The organism is Prevotella sp. HMSC077E09 (genome assembly GCF_001814685.1).
In the GTDB taxonomy this organism is placed as follows: Bacteria; Bacteroidota; Bacteroidia; order Bacteroidales; family Bacteroidaceae; genus Prevotella; species Prevotella oris.
On record NZ_KV817517.1, the window covers coordinates 18,401 to 35,300 of the forward strand.

General features: G+C 45.3%; 12 protein-coding genes. 6 read left to right on the plus strand and 6 right to left on the minus strand.

What is annotated here, in order from left to right; translation table 11 throughout:
* Positions 1–6: 6 nt before the first annotated feature.
* From HMPREF2983_RS03155 to HMPREF2983_RS03170, 5 genes are all read left to right on the plus strand, one after another.
* Positions 7–753: a uroporphyrinogen-III synthase gene (locus tag HMPREF2983_RS03155; RefSeq protein ID WP_070666699.1), complete on the plus strand. Its 747-nt coding sequence runs from the start codon at positions 7–9 to the stop codon at positions 751–753.
* A 24-nt stretch (positions 754–777) separates the two neighbouring features.
* Positions 778–1,182 (plus strand): ribonuclease P protein component, encoded by a 405-nt coding sequence (gene rnpA / locus HMPREF2983_RS03160; RefSeq protein WP_070666702.1) that lies wholly within the window; start codon positions 778–780, stop codon positions 1,180–1,182.
* Entirely contained in the window at positions 1,179–1,430 is a 252-nt protein-coding gene (gene yidD, locus HMPREF2983_RS13360; protein ID WP_083316658.1) for a membrane protein insertion efficiency factor YidD, read from the plus strand. Before rnpA ends, yidD begins: the two co-directional genes overlap by 4 nt.
* A 90-nt stretch (positions 1,431–1,520) precedes the next feature.
* On the plus strand, positions 1,521–2,822 hold the full coding sequence (gene tyrS / locus HMPREF2983_RS03165) for a tyrosine--tRNA ligase (protein ID WP_004377988.1): 1,302 nt from the start codon (positions 1,521–1,523) through the stop codon (positions 2,820–2,822).
* 94 nt (positions 2,823–2,916) lie between these two features.
* A complete protein-coding gene (locus HMPREF2983_RS03170; protein ID WP_246829327.1) occupies positions 2,917–3,228 on the plus strand; it encodes a hypothetical protein in 312 nt (103 codons plus the stop codon).
* Between the two features lie 234 nt (positions 3,229–3,462).
* Here the strand turns inward: HMPREF2983_RS03170 and metG are convergent, their stop codons facing one another.
* From metG to HMPREF2983_RS03200, 6 genes are all read right to left on the minus strand, one after another.
* On the minus strand, positions 3,463–5,526 hold the full coding sequence (gene metG / locus HMPREF2983_RS03175) for a methionine--tRNA ligase (RefSeq protein WP_070666705.1): 2,064 nt from the start codon (positions 5,524–5,526) through the stop codon (positions 3,463–3,465).
* A gap of 114 nt (positions 5,527–5,640) precedes the next feature.
* Complete coding sequence (locus HMPREF2983_RS03180) at positions 5,641–7,830, minus strand: glutamine synthetase III family protein (RefSeq protein ID WP_070666708.1); 2,190 nt, start codon at positions 7,828–7,830, stop codon at positions 5,641–5,643.
* Between the two features lie 268 nt (positions 7,831–8,098).
* Positions 8,099–8,278: a DUF4250 domain-containing protein gene (locus tag HMPREF2983_RS03185; protein ID WP_004372876.1), complete on the minus strand. Its 180-nt coding sequence runs from the start codon at positions 8,276–8,278 to the stop codon at positions 8,099–8,101.
* A gap of 663 nt (positions 8,279–8,941) precedes the next feature.
* A complete protein-coding gene (locus tag HMPREF2983_RS03190) occupies positions 8,942–11,053 on the minus strand; it encodes a S46 family peptidase (protein WP_210400358.1) in 2,112 nt (703 codons plus the stop codon).
* 107 nt (positions 11,054–11,160) lie between these two features.
* Positions 11,161–12,654 (minus strand): oligosaccharide flippase family protein, encoded by a 1,494-nt coding sequence (locus HMPREF2983_RS03195; RefSeq protein WP_070666714.1) that lies wholly within the window; start codon positions 12,652–12,654, stop codon positions 11,161–11,163.
* Positions 12,655–12,905: 251 nt separating this feature from the next.
* Positions 12,906–14,132 carry a nucleoside recognition domain-containing protein gene (locus tag HMPREF2983_RS03200; protein ID WP_004372880.1) on the minus strand — a complete coding sequence of 409 codons (1,227 nt, stop codon included), beginning with the start codon at positions 14,130–14,132 and terminating at the stop codon, positions 12,906–12,908.
* A 1,468-nt stretch (positions 14,133–15,600) separates the two neighbouring features.
* Between HMPREF2983_RS03200 and HMPREF2983_RS03205 the strand changes: the two genes are divergently transcribed.
* Positions 15,601–16,824: a site-specific integrase gene (locus HMPREF2983_RS03205; RefSeq protein WP_070666717.1), complete on the plus strand. Its 1,224-nt coding sequence runs from the start codon at positions 15,601–15,603 to the stop codon at positions 16,822–16,824.
* Positions 16,825–16,900 lie beyond the last annotated feature (76 nt).

The following is a 16,900-nucleotide window of genomic DNA, read 5'->3' on the forward strand; positions in this document are numbered from 1 at the left end:
CAATAAATGATAAAGAAGATTTTAATTTCTCAACCACAACCGGCCAGTGACAAGTCGCCTTACTACGATCTTGCCAAGGAGCACGGCATTGAAATGGTGTTTCGGCCATTCTTTAAGGTTGAGGGTATCTCCTCAAAGGAATTCAGGCAGCAGAAAGTCAGTCTGCTTGATCATACTGCAGTGGTGTTCACTTCACGTCATGCCATCGACAATTTCTTTACGCTTGCGAAAGAATTGCGTGTCACGATACCAGAGGACATGAAGTATTTCTGTCTCATTGAGACCATTGCCCTCTACATACAGAAGTATGTGCAATACCGTAAGCGCAAGGTGTTCTTCGGCACAACAGGAAAGATTGACGGCTTGTTGCCACAGATGTTGAAGCATAAGGGCGAAAAGTTTCTTGTGCCGCTGAGCAGTGTTCACAATGACGATATCAAGAGTATGCTTGACAGCAAGGGACTCAAGCATAGCGAATGTGTGATGTATCGCACTGTCAGCAATGACTTCAGCGAAGACGAAAAGAAGAATTTCGACTATGATATGCTGGTCTTTTTCAGTCCCACTGGTGTCAAGGCACTCAAAAAGAACTTCCCCGATTTCAAGCAAGGTGACATTAAGATTGCCGCTTTCGGGCCGGCAACAGCCAAGGAAGTAGAGGCACAAGGCATGCGCATTGACCTCATGGCACCGAGTCAGGAACATCCTTCCATGACGGCTGCACTGAAAGATTATCTAGAAAAAAACAAATAAACAACGACAAGGAAGCAGCATCATATGGCTGAGATCCATTCGGAAAGACTTCCAAAGCAGGAGCGCGTCTGTAGCAAGAAGCTTATCGACAGGCTCTTCAATGGCGGACACAGCCATTCGATGTCGGCCTTTCCACTGCGAGTGGTCTATATGCCGATGGAGGCAGAAGACGAAAGTCAGCCTTTGCCTCGTACGCAATTGCTTGTCAGTGTGCCCAAGAAATGCTTCAAACGGGCTGTCAAGCGCAACCGCGTGAAGCGCCAAGTGCGCGAGGCCTATCGCTTGCAACGCCAGATTTTAGCCGACAAAATAGCCGACCGTCACAGTATGGTGCTGGCCTTTATCTGGCTTGATGACAAGCTCTATCCTACCGAGGTGGTCATGCAGAAAGTGAAGAACCTGCTTCAACGCATCAGTGAAAAGCTATGAATGTGCTGAAAACGATAATACATGGGATATCACGTATCCTCGTGTGGGCTTTGCTCTTACCCATTCTTTTCTATCAGCATGTGATTTCACCTTTCACGCCACCATCATGCCGTTTCACGCCTACGTGCTCCGAATATGCCCGACAAGCACTCATGAAACATGGCCCACTGAAAGGACTCGCACTGGCGGTATGGCGCATTCTCAGATGTAACCCATGGGGAGATAGCGGATATGACCCCGTTCCCTGAACGCCTTTCAGAGGCTCCCCTACAACATATTTACAAACACTGCAGGGCAGCAGAAGTTGCATATACCTGCTTTTTATAATACAAGAAGACATGGCAAAGAATTTTGTTGAAGAATTGAAATGGCGTGGTATGCTCGCGCAGATTATGCCGGGAACGGAAGAGTATCTGCAGAGTAACATGGTATCAGCCTACTTGGGAACTGACCCCACGGCCGATTCTCTCCATATCGGTCACCTCTGTGGCATCATGATGCTGCGCCATTTGCAGCGTTGCGGCCACAAACCCTATCTGCTTGTGGGCGGAGCAACAGGCATGATTGGCGACCCTTCGGGTAAGAGCCAGGAGCGAAACCTGCTTGACACCAAGACTCTCTACCACAACCAAGAGGCTATCAAGAAGCAAGTGGCGAAGTTTCTCGACTTCGATGGCAACGAACCTAACAAGGCCGAACTCGTCAACAATTATGACTGGATGAAAGATTTCACTTTCCTTGATTTCGCAAGAGAGGTGGGAAAGCACATCACTGTCAACTACATGATGGCCAAAGACAGTGTACAGAAGCGCTTGAATGGTGAGGCTCGAGACGGACTTTCATTCACAGAGTTCACCTATCAGCTGCTTCAGGGCTACGATTTCCTTTATCTCTATCAGCATCATGGCGTTCGTCTGCAGCTCGGTGGCAACGACCAATGGGGTAATATGACCACAGGCACGGAACTTATCCGCCGCACTTTGGGCAATGAAGCCGAAGCGTTCTGCCTCACCTGCCCATTGATTACGAAAGCAGATGGGCGGAAATTCGGTAAAACGGAGAGCGGAAATGTGTGGCTCGACCGTAATCGTACCACACCATATGCCTTCTATCAGTTCTGGTTGAACGTCAGCGACAGTGATGCCGAGCGCTATATCAAGATCTTTACCGACCTCGATAAGGAGACTATTGATGCTCTTATAGCCGATCATCAGCAGGATCCCGGGCGCCGTATCTTGCAGAAGAGACTCGCAGAAGAGGTCACCACCATGGTACATTCCAAGGAAGACCTCGACATGGCCATTGCAGCCAGCAACATTCTCTTTGGCAAAGCCACCAAGGATAGCCTTGCACAACTTGACGAAGCCACGCTCAACGATGTCTTCAAAGACGTGCCTCATTACACAGTTGACCGCTCATTGCTCGGTTCTCCGGCTGTAGACGTGTTCAATCAAGAGGAAATGGACATCTTCCCCAGCAAGAGTGAGATGAGAAAACTCGTCAAAGGAGGTGGTGTCAGCTTGAATAAGGAGAAACTCTCTGCCTTTGATCAGCTTGTCACAACCGATGACCTTATCGATGGAAAATATCTCCTTGTACAGCGCGGAAAGAAGAACTATTATCTCATCACCGTCAAGTAAGAATTCATCTACATTTCAATAGAAAAAGTCTGCAAGACACTTTGCCTTGCAGACTTTTTTGTATATTTGCTTCATCGATCCCAAATGATGTCACATGAAGAAATATCTGATCCCCTTTCTACTTCTCTTTTGTACGCTTATCGGTACTGCCCAGGAACACAAAAGCTTTGATACGTCCGATTGGAAGCGCATCAAAGACCTGTACACATCACGTCCTGACAGCATCCGAAACCTTGTGAAGACACTGACAAGTAGGGCACCTAAGTCTCCGTTAACCACGGAGGAAAGCCTGCTGGCCTATATCGGACAAAGCTATATCAGCCAAGGAAAGGAAGAAAAAATCCTTCAAGAAATGTTCAAAGCCCTTATCATATCGGTTTACAAGATGACGCAAATTGCATCGTAATTTGATGCTGATTACATACTGTTTTGACGCTGATTACAGTGTCTTTTCGCGCAGATTGCAAGACCTTTCGCCAAAAGGTATGAGAAAGGGGAAAGCCCGTTTGGACTTTCCCCGACACAAAGATAATGTTTTTGAGAGGCAAATGCAAATCTTGTTTGAATTTAATTTACAATCAATAGCCTGCAAACCGTTTTCCAAACTGTTGGAAAACGTGTAGGATGTTGCCTCTTGTTTCTATCCAACCTGGCTTCCAGGCTTCACCTTGTTGAGCGTTGTTGTGACGCAGAGACTGCCGTCAAAGTTGACAGCACTAAGGATCATCCCCTGACTTTCGATGCCCATCATCTTGCGAGGAGCAAAGTTTGCCACGAAAAGAACATCTTTACCGACGAGTTGTTCCGGCTCATAATAGGCTGCAATACCACTGAGAATGGTGCGGTCTGTGCCGCTTCCGTCGTCGATAGTGAACTGCAGAAGCTTCTTGCTCTTCTTCACTTTCCGGCAGTCTTTGATGTGACCCACACGGATATCCAATTTCTCAAAGTCGTCGAAAGCCACTTCTTTCTTTATCGGTTCGGCCTTATAAGCAGCGGCTTCATTGGCTTTCTTGGTGGCAGCAAGCTTGTCGAGCTGATACTGAATGACGTCATCTTCAATCTTATCAAACAGTAACTCTGGCTCTGCAAGCCGATGACCAGCCTTTAAGAGATTGGTGTTTCCAAGCTCACTCCAATCGAACGACACCATATTGATAAGCTTTCGGAGCTTCTCTGAAGAGAAGGGAAGGAACGGTTCGAATGCAATGGCAAGGTTGGCAACTAATTGAAGCGAGATATAGAGAATGGTTTCAACGCGCTTCGGATCGGTCTTCCACACCTTCCAAGGCTCACATTCGGTGATATATTTATTGCCGATGCGGGCTAAGTTCATGGCTTCTTTCTGTGCTTCACGGAACTTAAAGACATCAAGGTAGGCCTCAACCTTCTCCTTTACATCCTTGAATTCATTGAGTGCTGCACGGTCAACATCCTGCAATTCGCCACAAGCGGGAACCACACCTGCCCAGTATTTCTTCGTCAGTTGCAGGGCACGGTTGACGAAGTTGCCGTAGATGGCCACGAGTTCTGAGTTGTTGCGTTCCTGAAAATCCTTCCAAGTGAAGTTGTTGTCCTTGGTTTCGGGAGCGTTTGCCGTAAGTACATAGCGCAGCACATCCTGCTTCCCAGGCAGCTCTTGCAAGTACTCGTGGAGCCAAACAGCCCAGTTGCGGCTCGTAGATATCTTGTCATCCTCGAGATTTAAGAACTCATTGGCCGGTACATTGTCGGGAAGTATGTAGTCACCATGGGCTTTAAGCATCGTCGGGAAGATGATACAGTGGAACACGATGTTGTCTTTTCCAATGAAATGTACTAAGCGGGTATCGGGATCTTTCCACCATTTCTCCCACGAACCAAACTTCTCCGGCTCATTGTCGCAAAGTTCCTTGGTGTTGCTGATGTAGCCGATTGGCGCATCAAACCATACATAGAGCACCTTGCCTTCAGCCCCTTCAACAGGCACAGGAATACCCCAGTCGAGGTCACGGGTCATTGCCCGTGGCTGAAGATCCATGTCGAGCCAGCTCTTGCACTGTCCATATACATTGGGACGCCACTCTTTATGCTCATCAAGTATCCACTTCTTGAGCCATCCCTGATAATCATTCAGCGGCAGATACCAGTTCTTTGTCTTGCGAACAACAGGCTTTGAGCCCGAGATTGTAGAGTGAGGATTGATTAATTCCATTGGACTGAGGTCGCTTCCGCACTTCTCACATTGATCGCCATAAGCGTTCTGATTGTGGCAGTGCGGGCATTCGCCCATGATATATCGGTCGGCAAGGAACTGATGTGCCTCTTCATCGTAATACTGTTCGCTCTCTTTTTCAATGAGTTTTCCCTCATCATAGAGCTTCTTGAAGAAGTCGCTGGCCAACTTACTGTGGGTTTTGCTCGTCGTTCGGCTATAGACATCAAAACTGATTCCAAAGTCCTCGAACGATTTTTTGATGAGTGTATGATAGCGGTCGCAGACATCCTGCGGTGTGATGCCCTCTTTCTTGGCACGCAGAGTGATAGGCACACCGTGCTCATCACTACCGCCAATGAAGACCACTTCCTGCTTTTTGAGTCGCAGATAGCGCACATAGATGTCGGCAGGAACGTACACTCCTGCTAAATGTCCAATGTGAACACCACCGTTTGCATAAGGCAATGCAGCGGTCACCGTGGTGCGTTTGAATTTCTTTTCTTCCATCTAATTCGTTGATTATTATTTCTTTGACTGCAAAATTACAACAAATCATGCGTAAAGCAAAGAAAACAAGGGAAATAATATGAGTTTTTCCCTTCTTCGTTTTCCACCTTTATATTATCTGATGAACAGCAGTTCGCGATACTTCGGCAGTGTCCAAAGCTCATCACTGACAATCAGTTCGAGTTTATCTACTTGGTAGCGGATGTCTGACATCTTGGGAGCGATGATGTCATGATAGGCTATTGCCTTCTCACGTGCATCCTCTATGCGGTTTGCAACCTTACGGGAATTGACCAATTCTTCAACACCTGTCTCAATAATCTGCGTGCGATCGGCAATCTCCTTGATGATTTTGATGTTGCGTTCTGTAAGTTGTTTACCCTCTTCCCGACCGAAGATGTCAATCATACTCTGCACATTCTTGGCCAATTGGCTTTGATAATGCGTGGCAACAGGCACGATATGGTTCATCACAAGGTCGCCCATGACGCGGGCTTCTATCTGTATCTTCTTCGTATAAGTCTCCCACTTAACCTCGTTTCTGGCCTCCAATTCGTTGCGTGTCATTACACCTGTCGACTCAAACATTCTCACACTGTCTTCATCCAAGTAGCGATCGAAGCATACTGGGCACGAAGCTTCGCAGTCAAGTCCGCGTGACTTGGCCTCTTCTTTCCATTCATCGCTGTAACCGTTGCCGTCGAAACGAATGGGTTTGCAGGTCTTGATGTCTTCGCGAATGACGTCGATAATGGCGCTGTTCTGGTCTTCTCCCTTGGCAATCAGCGCGTCAACACGTTGCTTGAAATCGGTCAAAGCCTCGGCAACAGCGGCATTAAGCACTATCATTGCACTCGCACAGTTGGCTTCACTGCCTACGGCGCGGAACTCAAAACGGTTACCTGTAAAGGCGAAAGGCGATGTTCGGTTGCGGTCAGTGTTGTCAATGAGCAGCTCAGGTATCTCCGGTATGTCGAGTTTCATGCCTTTCTTACCGGCCACAGTGAACAGATCTTTCTTGTCAGCAAGTTCAATATGGTCGAGCAAATCAGTGAGTTGCTTGCCCAAAAAGGATGAAATGATAGCGGGAGGAGCCTCGTTTGCACCGAGTCTATGGTCGTTGGTAGCACTCATAACGCTGGCTTTAAGCAGTCCGTTATGGCGGTAGACGGCCATTAAGGTCTCAACGATGAACACCACAAAGCGCAGGTTATCTTCGGCCGTCTTGCCCGAACGATGAAGCAGGGTGCCCGTGTCGGTGGTCAGACTCCAGTTGTTATGCTTGCCGCTTCCATTGATACCATCGAATGGTTTCTCATGGAGAAGCACCCTGAAACTATGTTTATGAGCCACCTTTTTCATCAGTCCCATCAAGAGCATATTATGGTCAACGGCAAGGTTACACTCCTCAAAAATCGGCGCCAACTCAAACTGACCGGGGGCCACTTCGTTATGTCTTGTCTTGCAGGGAATACCGAGTTCGAGTGCCTGTCGCTCCAAATCTTTCATGAAAGCCTGCACTCTTTCGGGGATAGTACCGAAGTAATGGTCGTCCATTTGCTGGTTCTTGGCCGAATCATGACCCATTAATGTGCGACCGGTCAGCATCAGATCGGGACGCGTGGAATAGAGATCTTCGTCTACAAGGAAGTATTCCTGCTCCCAACCAAGGTTGGCCGACACCTTCTTTACATTCTTATTGAAATAATGACACACTGCCGTTGCCGCCACATTCACGGCATGGAGCGATCGCAGAAGCGGTGCCTTGTAGTCTAAAGCTTCGCCGGTATAGGAGATAAATATCGTTGGAATGCACAGCGTATCATCGATAATGAACACCGGAGAGGTAGGATCCCACGCGCTATATCCGCGAGCTTCGAAGGTGTTTCGAATGCCACCGTTGGGAAACGAAGAAGCATCCGGCTCCTGTTGTGCCAGCAGTTTGCCCGAAAACTCCTCAATCATACCACCCTTCCCGTCGTGTTCAACGAAGGCATCATGCTTCTCTGCCGTGCCTTCCGTAAGGGGTTGGAACCAATGGGTGTAGTGAGTGACGCCGTTTTCCATTGCCCATTGCTTCATGCCTGCAGCGACATCGTCGGCAATTGAGCGGTCGAGCTGGGTGCCATTGTCTATCACATCTGTCAGTTTCTCATACACATGGAGGGGCAGATACTTATACATCTTCTGGCGATTGAACACTTTCTTCGCAAAGTATTCACTTGGACGTTCCTTTGTCGTCATTGATTCTAACGGACGTTTCTTAAACGCTTCAGCTACAGCCTCAAATCTTAAGTTTACCATTTTTCAGTTCTTTATGATGATTGTTGTTTCTTCTTGTCGTGCAACTTACTGTTGCAAATATACGCTTTTTCTTTTAACTTTGTCCTCCGCCTGATTGTATTTCGAGCTTGAAAACAGCCTTTTCATCGGCTTTCCGCCTTTCACATGCAGCGCAATCTCTTTGCCATTTCAGCATAAAACATAAAGTTCAGACTTCAAACTCCAATGTACAAAGCAAAACAAAAAAGACCCTCATGCTGCCATAAGAGTCCTTGTCATGTCGTTGTTATTACCAGAATTTGTTGAGCTTCTTGTCATATTTGAAGCCAACAGCAGCTAACTTCTTTTCCAAATCGTCGCGACTGACGTTCATATCATCGCACAGTTCGTCGAGCGAACCATAGTTATCGCGCAGCAACATGTTGACTGCACTGAAAAGAATCATCGGGTCATTAGGTAATCTATCCATTCTACTTGCTTTTTGACTATACTTGTTTTCAATTGCAAAAATAACACAAATAATCCGTAATCAGCAACTTACAATTCATTATTATGCTTCATTTTAAAATAGATTTACATATGACAGGCCTTCCCTGCAGGGTAGAGACATGAGGTCTCTACTGTCAACATTCTTCCTCATTTTTAACACTTTTTCCCGCGACCAAACAGAAATCAAAACGCATTTTCCATGCTTCTGCAGTGCCGTTTCACTGCTTTCGAGAAGCCATTTTATGGCTTTGATGCTCTCACTTCAGTTATTTTGCGCTGTAATCTGACGCTAATCACGTTGCTATCTGCATCAGATGGCATCGTAAAATGAAGCAAGTTATGCGGTCATCTGACGCAAATTGCAATGCTTTTCAGCGTGATGATTCATCGTAATTTGGTTTTAACTATGTAACAGTTTGACTGTCAATACTTTGCGAAAAAGTAAAAAACAACGCGTATTTGGAACGAAGACAGAGTTCGTTTCAAATACGCGAGTTTTATAAAGGCATTTGTAAAGAAGCTTGACGGATATTAACACATATTCCGTTTCTTGTGAGAATGGCGCTGCAGGCATGTCTTGTTGCTGAATGGGCAGCGCCATTTTGTTGTGTTTCCACATTCGAATGATGTGGAAACGAGACTGTTATTTTGCGCCAATTTCCTTGATGAGGTGGTCTGCATGGCCCCATTTGTCGATCATGTAGAGCACATAACGAATGTCAACGCCAATGCAACGAGCCAGTCGGTTGTCGAAGTTGAGGTCGCTACTCAAGCTATCCCAGTTGCCATCGAAAGCCAAACCAATGAGTTCTCCCTTGCCATTAAACATCGGAGAACCAGAGTTTCCGCCCGTAATATCATTATTAGTTAGGAAGCAAAGTTGCATCTTTCCCGTCATCTTATCTTGGTATTTGCCGAATGATTTCTCACTCATCAGCTGCTGCATCACGGGTTCTGCCTTATAATCGAATAGCCCGTTATCTCCCCGTTTCATCTTTTCGACGATGCTTTCTGCCGTGGTATAGTACCCTGAAGGGCGTCCACCGAGGTCGAAACCACCTACTTGTCCATAGGATAAACGCATAGTAAAATTGGCATCACTATAGTGAGGTAAGTCTTCTTCCATACGAAGTTTAGCCGCACAAAGCATTTGTTCCTGGTTGTCAATGCTATCTCGTGTCGCATCAAGGGCACGGTTAAACACCTCGCGCATTGCCTTGAGTTGTGCGCCATATTGTAGGCCGGCATCTTTCTTAATGGCTTTCTTTGTGACATAAACCTTGGCATCTTTCTTCATCAAAGCAGAGGTTTCCCAAAGATAGTTGACATATTTTTGATAGTCACCACCAAACTTTTTGTCGATGATTTGATAGAAAGCAGGAAGATATTTGGCATCAACATGTTCGCGATAGTTCTTTAACAACACGGCCTGTACATCCTTATCAAGAGACGCATCCCATGTGTTGCTGTTGTCAGCAAACGTCACATAATCGCCCTTTTTGTCTTTCTTTGTTGTTCCGGTCACGGCTTTCATGGCGCGAGTAGTAAGCTCGTTGGTGCGCAAGAAGGTTTCTTGGAAGTACATAGCTGCCTTTCTTGGTTCAAAGCGTTCATTGTAAAGGCGAGCCATTTTGTCGAAATCAAGCTGTCCTTTCAGATAGCCCGTAGAGTCCTGCCAATGGCGAATGATGTCCTCATAATGTTGTTTTTGGGCAATCAGACCAATGGAGTCGATACATTTGTTCATGCCGATAGAGTTCTTCCAATAGTTCGCACTCTGCGCAAACTTGGAGTCATATTTGATGCGGACAGCCTCATCTGCACGCATGTGTCGGGTCATCACCTCCTGCTTCACGCCACGAACCTGCGCGCGAGGAGCATTCAGTGCGTCGCGACGTTCACGTATTCCATAACTTGAAAGATAGCGACTTGTGCTGCCGGGATAGCCCATTGTCATTGCAAAGTCGCCCTCCTTATAGCCTTGAAGACTTACAGGTGCCCAATGTTTTGGATGATAAGGCACATTATCTTTACTATAGGCAGCGGGTCGGTTGTTCTTATCGGCGTAGATTCTAAACACACTAAAGTCGCAAGTTTGACGCGGCCACATCCAGTTATCGGTTTCTCCGCCAAACTTACCCATTGACTTCGGCACAGTGAAAACAAGTCTTAGGTCGGTAAAGTCCTGATAGGTTGTGGCGTAATATCGGTTGCCTTCATAGAAAGCATCAAGGTCAACGTGGAGCGTGGAGTCTTGTTTCTTGACCTCAGAAGTATAGGCATTCTGCAAGGAATCAAGCAGTTTGGTCTGATGTCTGCGGTCTAATGCGGCGAAACCAAGCTTCATCACCTCTTCGGTTACATCCTTCTGGCTGATCATAAAGCTGACAAACATGTCCTTGTTGGGTAGTTCTTCTTCATGATTTTCAGCCACAAAGCCGTTCAACATGTAGTCGTGTTCTACGGTAGAGTGGCTTCGAATGGCCTCAAAACCACAGTGGTGGTTGGTGAAAACGAGTCCGTCGGGACTGACAACAACGCCCGAACAGAAGCCAGAGAAGTTGACAACGCTGTTCTTGATGGCGTCGTTATTATTGTAAAGTGCGCCATAAGGCAACGCAAATCCTTCGCCTTTCATCTGGTTATAGACGGCTTGTGGCAAGTTATAGAGCGTCCACATGCCCTCATCGGCATGCAAAGGTAGGCAGGTGAAAAGGTAAAAGGGGATGAGAACCCAAAGTAGTTTTTTCTTCATAAGACTTATTTTATTGAATATGGAAGCCTCCCCCAACCTCTCCAAAGGAGGGGAGAACGACTTGAATGCGACTTCTTTCATCTGTAGGGCAAGGCAGTTTGTGATGTTTATTTCTTGAATTTATCTTTTATTTTAACTAAACTTGACAGGCTTAAATCGCGTTTCACAATCACAAGGGCAAAGCAAATGATGAGCAAGGTGTTGACGGCAAGAGCTGCAAACATAGGAAGTCGGGCGTTGGAAACCGAGATAAGCGCAAACAGGAAGACTGCAATGAGCGTATAGATAGCGATGTCTTTGAGCGGATAACGAATGGGGTAATACTTCTGTCCGAATGCATAACTGAGCACCATACTAACTGCATACGATGCAAAACCGGCCCAAGCGCAGGCCCAATAGCTGAACTTTGGAATGAGCAGCAAGTCTACTCCAATCAGGATTACAGCGCCGATGCCACTGAAATAGGCTCCCCAAATGGTCTTATCTATTAGCTTATACCAGAAACTTAGGTTGAAGAAGATGCCGAACATGATTTCAGCGGCCATGACAATCGGGATGATTTGCAGTCCTTCCCAATAGCTTTTGCCCACGATATAGCGCAGAACATCCATGTAACCAATTACACAAAGGAATGCCAGAAGCGTGAAAATGATATAGAACTTCATGGCCTTGGCGTAGGTTTCTTTGTTGTCTTGATCTTTCGTCTGACTGAAAACGAAGGGTTCATAGGCATATCTGAACGCCTGAGTAATGAGTACCATGATCATCGCAAGCTTGATACAAGCTCCATAAATGCCTAATTGTGTGCGGGCATCTTGGGCCGTTCCGTCATACAACCAAGGGAAGATTATCTGCGAAACTGTTTGGTTCAACTGGCCCACCAAGCCCATCACGAGCAACGGCCAGGTGTATTTCAGCATGCGTTTACAGGTAGCTTTGTCGAAAGGATTGCGGAAACCACGCAGCTCTTTGCCTAAGAAGAAGAGCGTAAGTATGCTTCCTGCCAGCTCAATCCAGAACACCCAGACGACGTTCAAGCTGAAGTTTGCATCGTAAATTCCAAAGGGATTGAGTCTGAAATAAGGCAGAACAACGAGATAAAGCAACACGCCTACGATGTTGACTACAATGCTTATCATGCGCAAACAAACGAACTTTATCGGGCGATGTGCATGGCGAAGATAAGCCAAAGGAATGCAGATGAAGGCGTCAACGGCCACACATGACGCCATGATCATAATGAATTCGTGGTGATCGGGATAGCCGATTGCATCAGAAATCGGGGTCAAGAATAACGCCACGAATGCGATGAAGAGCACAGAGGTGAATGCAACCATACGCAAAGCTGTGGCATATACTTTCTCTGCTTGCTCGCCCTGACGGTTCATGAAGCGGAAGAACGTCGTCTCCATGCCGTAAGTAAGCAGGATAGTCAGCAAGGCCACATAAGCATAGATGTTGGTAATGATGCCGTATTGTCCGCCTGCTGCACTGAATTTTGCCGTCTCAATAGGCACTAAAAGATAACCAACGAAACGGGCTGCAATAGTACTTAATCCGTAGATTGCAGTGTCTTTAGCTAATGATTTTAAGTTTGCCATAACATAAACAAATTGGAACCTACCCCCAACCCCTCCCTAAGGGAGGGGAGTTTTAAATGGTGTGAGCTTCTGATATCTTATATTTTTAATTTATTCTTAACGATGATATTTATTTGTTTTCTCTTTGAGTTCTCTTTCCTCTTGACCCGGATATCCATATTCTCTGCATGGTTTCATCAAACTTCCATGTATAGGTGAAAGCCCATCGCAAGTCTGTACTCCCCTCCCTTCGGGAGGGGTAAGGGGGTGGGTTAAAAGAACATATACGCCAATCCGATAGCAGCAATCACGCCGGCAAGGTCGGCAAGCAAGCCACAAGCAACGGCATGACGCGTGTATTTGATGTTCACACAGCCGAAATAAACGGCGAGGATGTAGAACGTAGTGTCTGTACTTCCCTGGAACATGCAGCTCAATCGGCCGATGAAACTATCTGCTCCGTAGGTCTTCATGGCTTCCAACATCAGTCCACGAGCGCCACTTCCACTCAGCGGTTTCATGAAAGCAGTGGGCAAAGCGCCTACGAAATCGGTGTTAAGTCCGCATTTCTCCACGCACCATGCAATGCCGTCAATCAGCATGTCCATAGCTCCGGAAGCACGGAAAACGCCAATCCCCACGAGAATGGCCACGAGATAAGGAATAATCTTGACCGCTGTTGAAAAGCCTTCTTTGGCTCCTTCGATGAAAGCATCATAGACATTGATTTTCTTGATGAAGCCCGCGACGATGAAACTCACGATAATTGAAAAGAGAATCATACTGCCACTGAGATTGGCAACGGTATCCATTGTCTTCTGATCCAACTTTCCAAATCCCCAAATCACTATGCCCACAAAGGCTATCAAGCCTCCGATGAAGGCTAAAAGTGCAGGCTGAAGCAGGTTGATGCGTTGCCAAAGGGCTGTCAGAATGATGCCCACGAGCGTGGCAACAGTAGTGGCAAGGAGGATAGGAATAAACACATCGGTGGGCACTGCGGCTCCATTCGAGGCGCGATAAGCTAAGATTGTGGTCGGAATAATCGTCAATCCACTCGTGTTGAGCACGAGAAACATAATCATCGGATTAGTCGCTGTGTCTTTCTTTGGGTTAAGTTCCTGCATCTGTTGCATGGCTTTCAGTCCCGTTGGTGTGGCCGCATTGTCGAGTCCGAGCATGTTGGAAGCAATGTTCATGAATATACTTCCCATAACAGGATGGTTCTTGGGAATGTCGGGAAAGAGTTTTGTGAAGACCGGACTCAATGCTCTTGCCAGCACATTTACAATGCCGGCTTGCTCTCCAATCTTCATAATACCGAGCCAAAGTGACAGCACCCCCGTCAGTCCCAACGATATTTCGAAGGCATTTTTCGATGAGTCGAAAGTGGATTGCACTATCTTTTGGAAGACAGTTACATCTCCTAAACAGAGTGAAATCAAAGCAAAAAGGAAGGCAATCACGAAGAATGCCACCCAAATATAATTCAGAACCATATAGCATGCAAAGTTAAAGGAAATACATTATATATAAAAGTAAATCGCGAAAAAACATGAAGTTTTACGTTGATATCGCTGCTTTTACGATTCCATGGCGCTGTCCTATAAAAGTTTGTAAGCCCTTTTCTCTTATCTTTCTATATTAGAAACAATAAAAGGAAGCAACTATGGAACTTGCAAATCCACAAATTTTGAAAAGCCTTTTGAATTACACAAGTAGCAGAGAGAATTTTGTCGCTATTCAGTTTTTATTCATGGCGTCCCTTATGTTTCATGAATAGAAGTTGTTTGTCAGTAGGAATGCCAATGAGCTGCGTAATGGCTTTCTTCCTCGGTACTGGTACTGTTTCCACTTTGAGTGCTCGCTTCGTATTCTGTACAACCGCAGCGGAAACTTCTATCCTATTTTCTTAGGGTTAATACGCCATTAGAGCGAGGAACATTCCAGGCAGTTTTATTTTCTCTACATCAAGGTGGGTGCTACGGAACAGATTGGTGAGATCTCTGATAGTGTCTATAGCAAACAGCAAGTTTCACGTCTTGTCGGCAGCTGCCGTGGGGTTGTAGAACTGTAACTCGGTCGTATCTTGTCTTCCCACTACTTAGCCGTCTGCATTAATGTCACTTTTATCGCCACTCACAGGGACAAGCTGGTATCCAAGAGGGTCTACTATACTATACTGGAAGTATTAGAGGTTGGCAGTAGGGAGGCGCTCACGGTAGTCAATCACCTCACGCACTCTTTCAATTGGTTTCCATCGTCTTTCCTCTGGTAGTATTGGCCTACTTCATCATTGTAGATTATTGAAATAGTACTACAAAGTTTCGTATTCACTTGGATGAAAAAGCAGATGGCCATGTCTTTCCATAGGTTTATATCGCGTCCAAAGGCTTAATGGTGGCTGCTGAGATAATAGACTTCACCAGCCGAGATCATAAGTTCATACTTGTTATTCAATGTCTCTGGTAGATTGACATCTGTACGGGCAAGAGCTTCACCCTCCCTTCTGGATAGACCTTACTGCATATTACTTTTTTTGAGAATAAGCCCAAAGCACTATCTGTATATGTGAAGAAGTCAAGGCTGTTAGAACTTACATACTAAACTTATCTCGAACTGGCGTATTGTATGTTGGGAATAATTTGGGAACATTTATAAAACAAGAAAAAGCTAAGTATTGAATAATCAACTACCTAGCTTTTTACTTTGTACCCAGACCCGGTACAATGCCGTGAAAACAAGAGAATTCAAAAGAATATATTAAATTGATAATCAATAGATTATAATTTTCTTATATTTGTCGATTTTACCCATTTTTGCCTGTTTTTTGTTAGATAGTACACTTTTAGTACACCTTGATACTCGGAACTTTTTAGTATCTTTGCAAAATAAGAAAGCATCTGAAAATAAACGAGTTAATGATTTGTTCGGTTTGATACACATTTAGGTACATAACTATCAATTATGGCAAAATTAGAAAATAAAGCAAAGGAAAACCCGAAATTGGAGCAAAATGTGCTGTCTGATGGTCGGATAAGTCTATATCTGGAGTATTATCTCGGTAGAGAAGAAACACCTGTTTTGGATGATAATGGCAATCCTGTTTTGTATGAAACAGGTAAGATGGTGGGTAAGCCCAAAGTTCACATCAAACACAACAGGCGAAAAGAAAACTTGCAGTTGTACTTGATAGCTAAGCCCCGTACTCCTGCGGAAAGGCAACAGAACAAGGAAACTCTTGAATTGGCTGCCAAAATCCGTACGGAGCGTGAACAACAGTTTAAGGAGAGTATGCTTGGTTATCGCCTGAAGAAAGACAGAAATGTCAACTTCTTAGACTATTATCAGGCGTACATAGACAGTTATACGAAGAAAGACCTGCGAATGATAAAGATAGCCTTGAATCGTTTTAAGGATTTTCTGAAAGAGCAATATCCAGTTTATGAGTTCAGTATTAACCCCGAACTAATAACCAAGGATATGATGAAACACTTTGTTGAATATTTGCAATCAAGAAGTGTTGGTGAAGGAGCAAAGAGTATCTATCAGCGTTTCAAGAAAGTTGTACGCTATGCCATTGACCACGAAGTGATGCAGAAAGATCCCTGCAAGGGCGTTGTGTGCAAGGTAGATGACCAAGTGGTGCGCAAAGATGTACTCTCAATGGACGAAATACAGGCATTGGTTCAATGTCATTATGAGAATGAGAATCCTAATGTTAGACGTGCTTTTATTCTCTGCCTCTATTGTGGTCTGCGCTTCTGTGATGTAAAAGACCTTACCTATAAAAACATTGACTATACCAATCGCTTACTTAAATTTGAGCAGAATAAGACCAAAGGACATTCTGCCAATAGTGGTGTAGTTATTCCTCTGAACGAAGGTCTATTGTCATTGATAGGTGACGCTCCAGACGATTTGAATTCCTCCATATTCAATCTTCCCTCATATGAGAGTTGTTGCAAATCCGTAAAGCGATGGGTAAAACGTGCTGGCATCAACAAACACATCAGCTGGCATTGTGCTCGCCACAGCTTTGCCGTGAACATCCTGAATAATGGTGCCAACATCAAGACCGTTGCAAGTCTTTTAGGGCATAGTGGATTAAAGTACACAGAGAAATACACTCGTGCAGTGGATAAATTGAAGTCGGAGGCAATCAATAGTTTGCCAGAATTGAAGTTGTAATAAGAAAAATGAATTAAAAAACATTTTTTTGACTAGAAATAACCATCTTTTTACTCAAAAGAGATATATTCAGAAA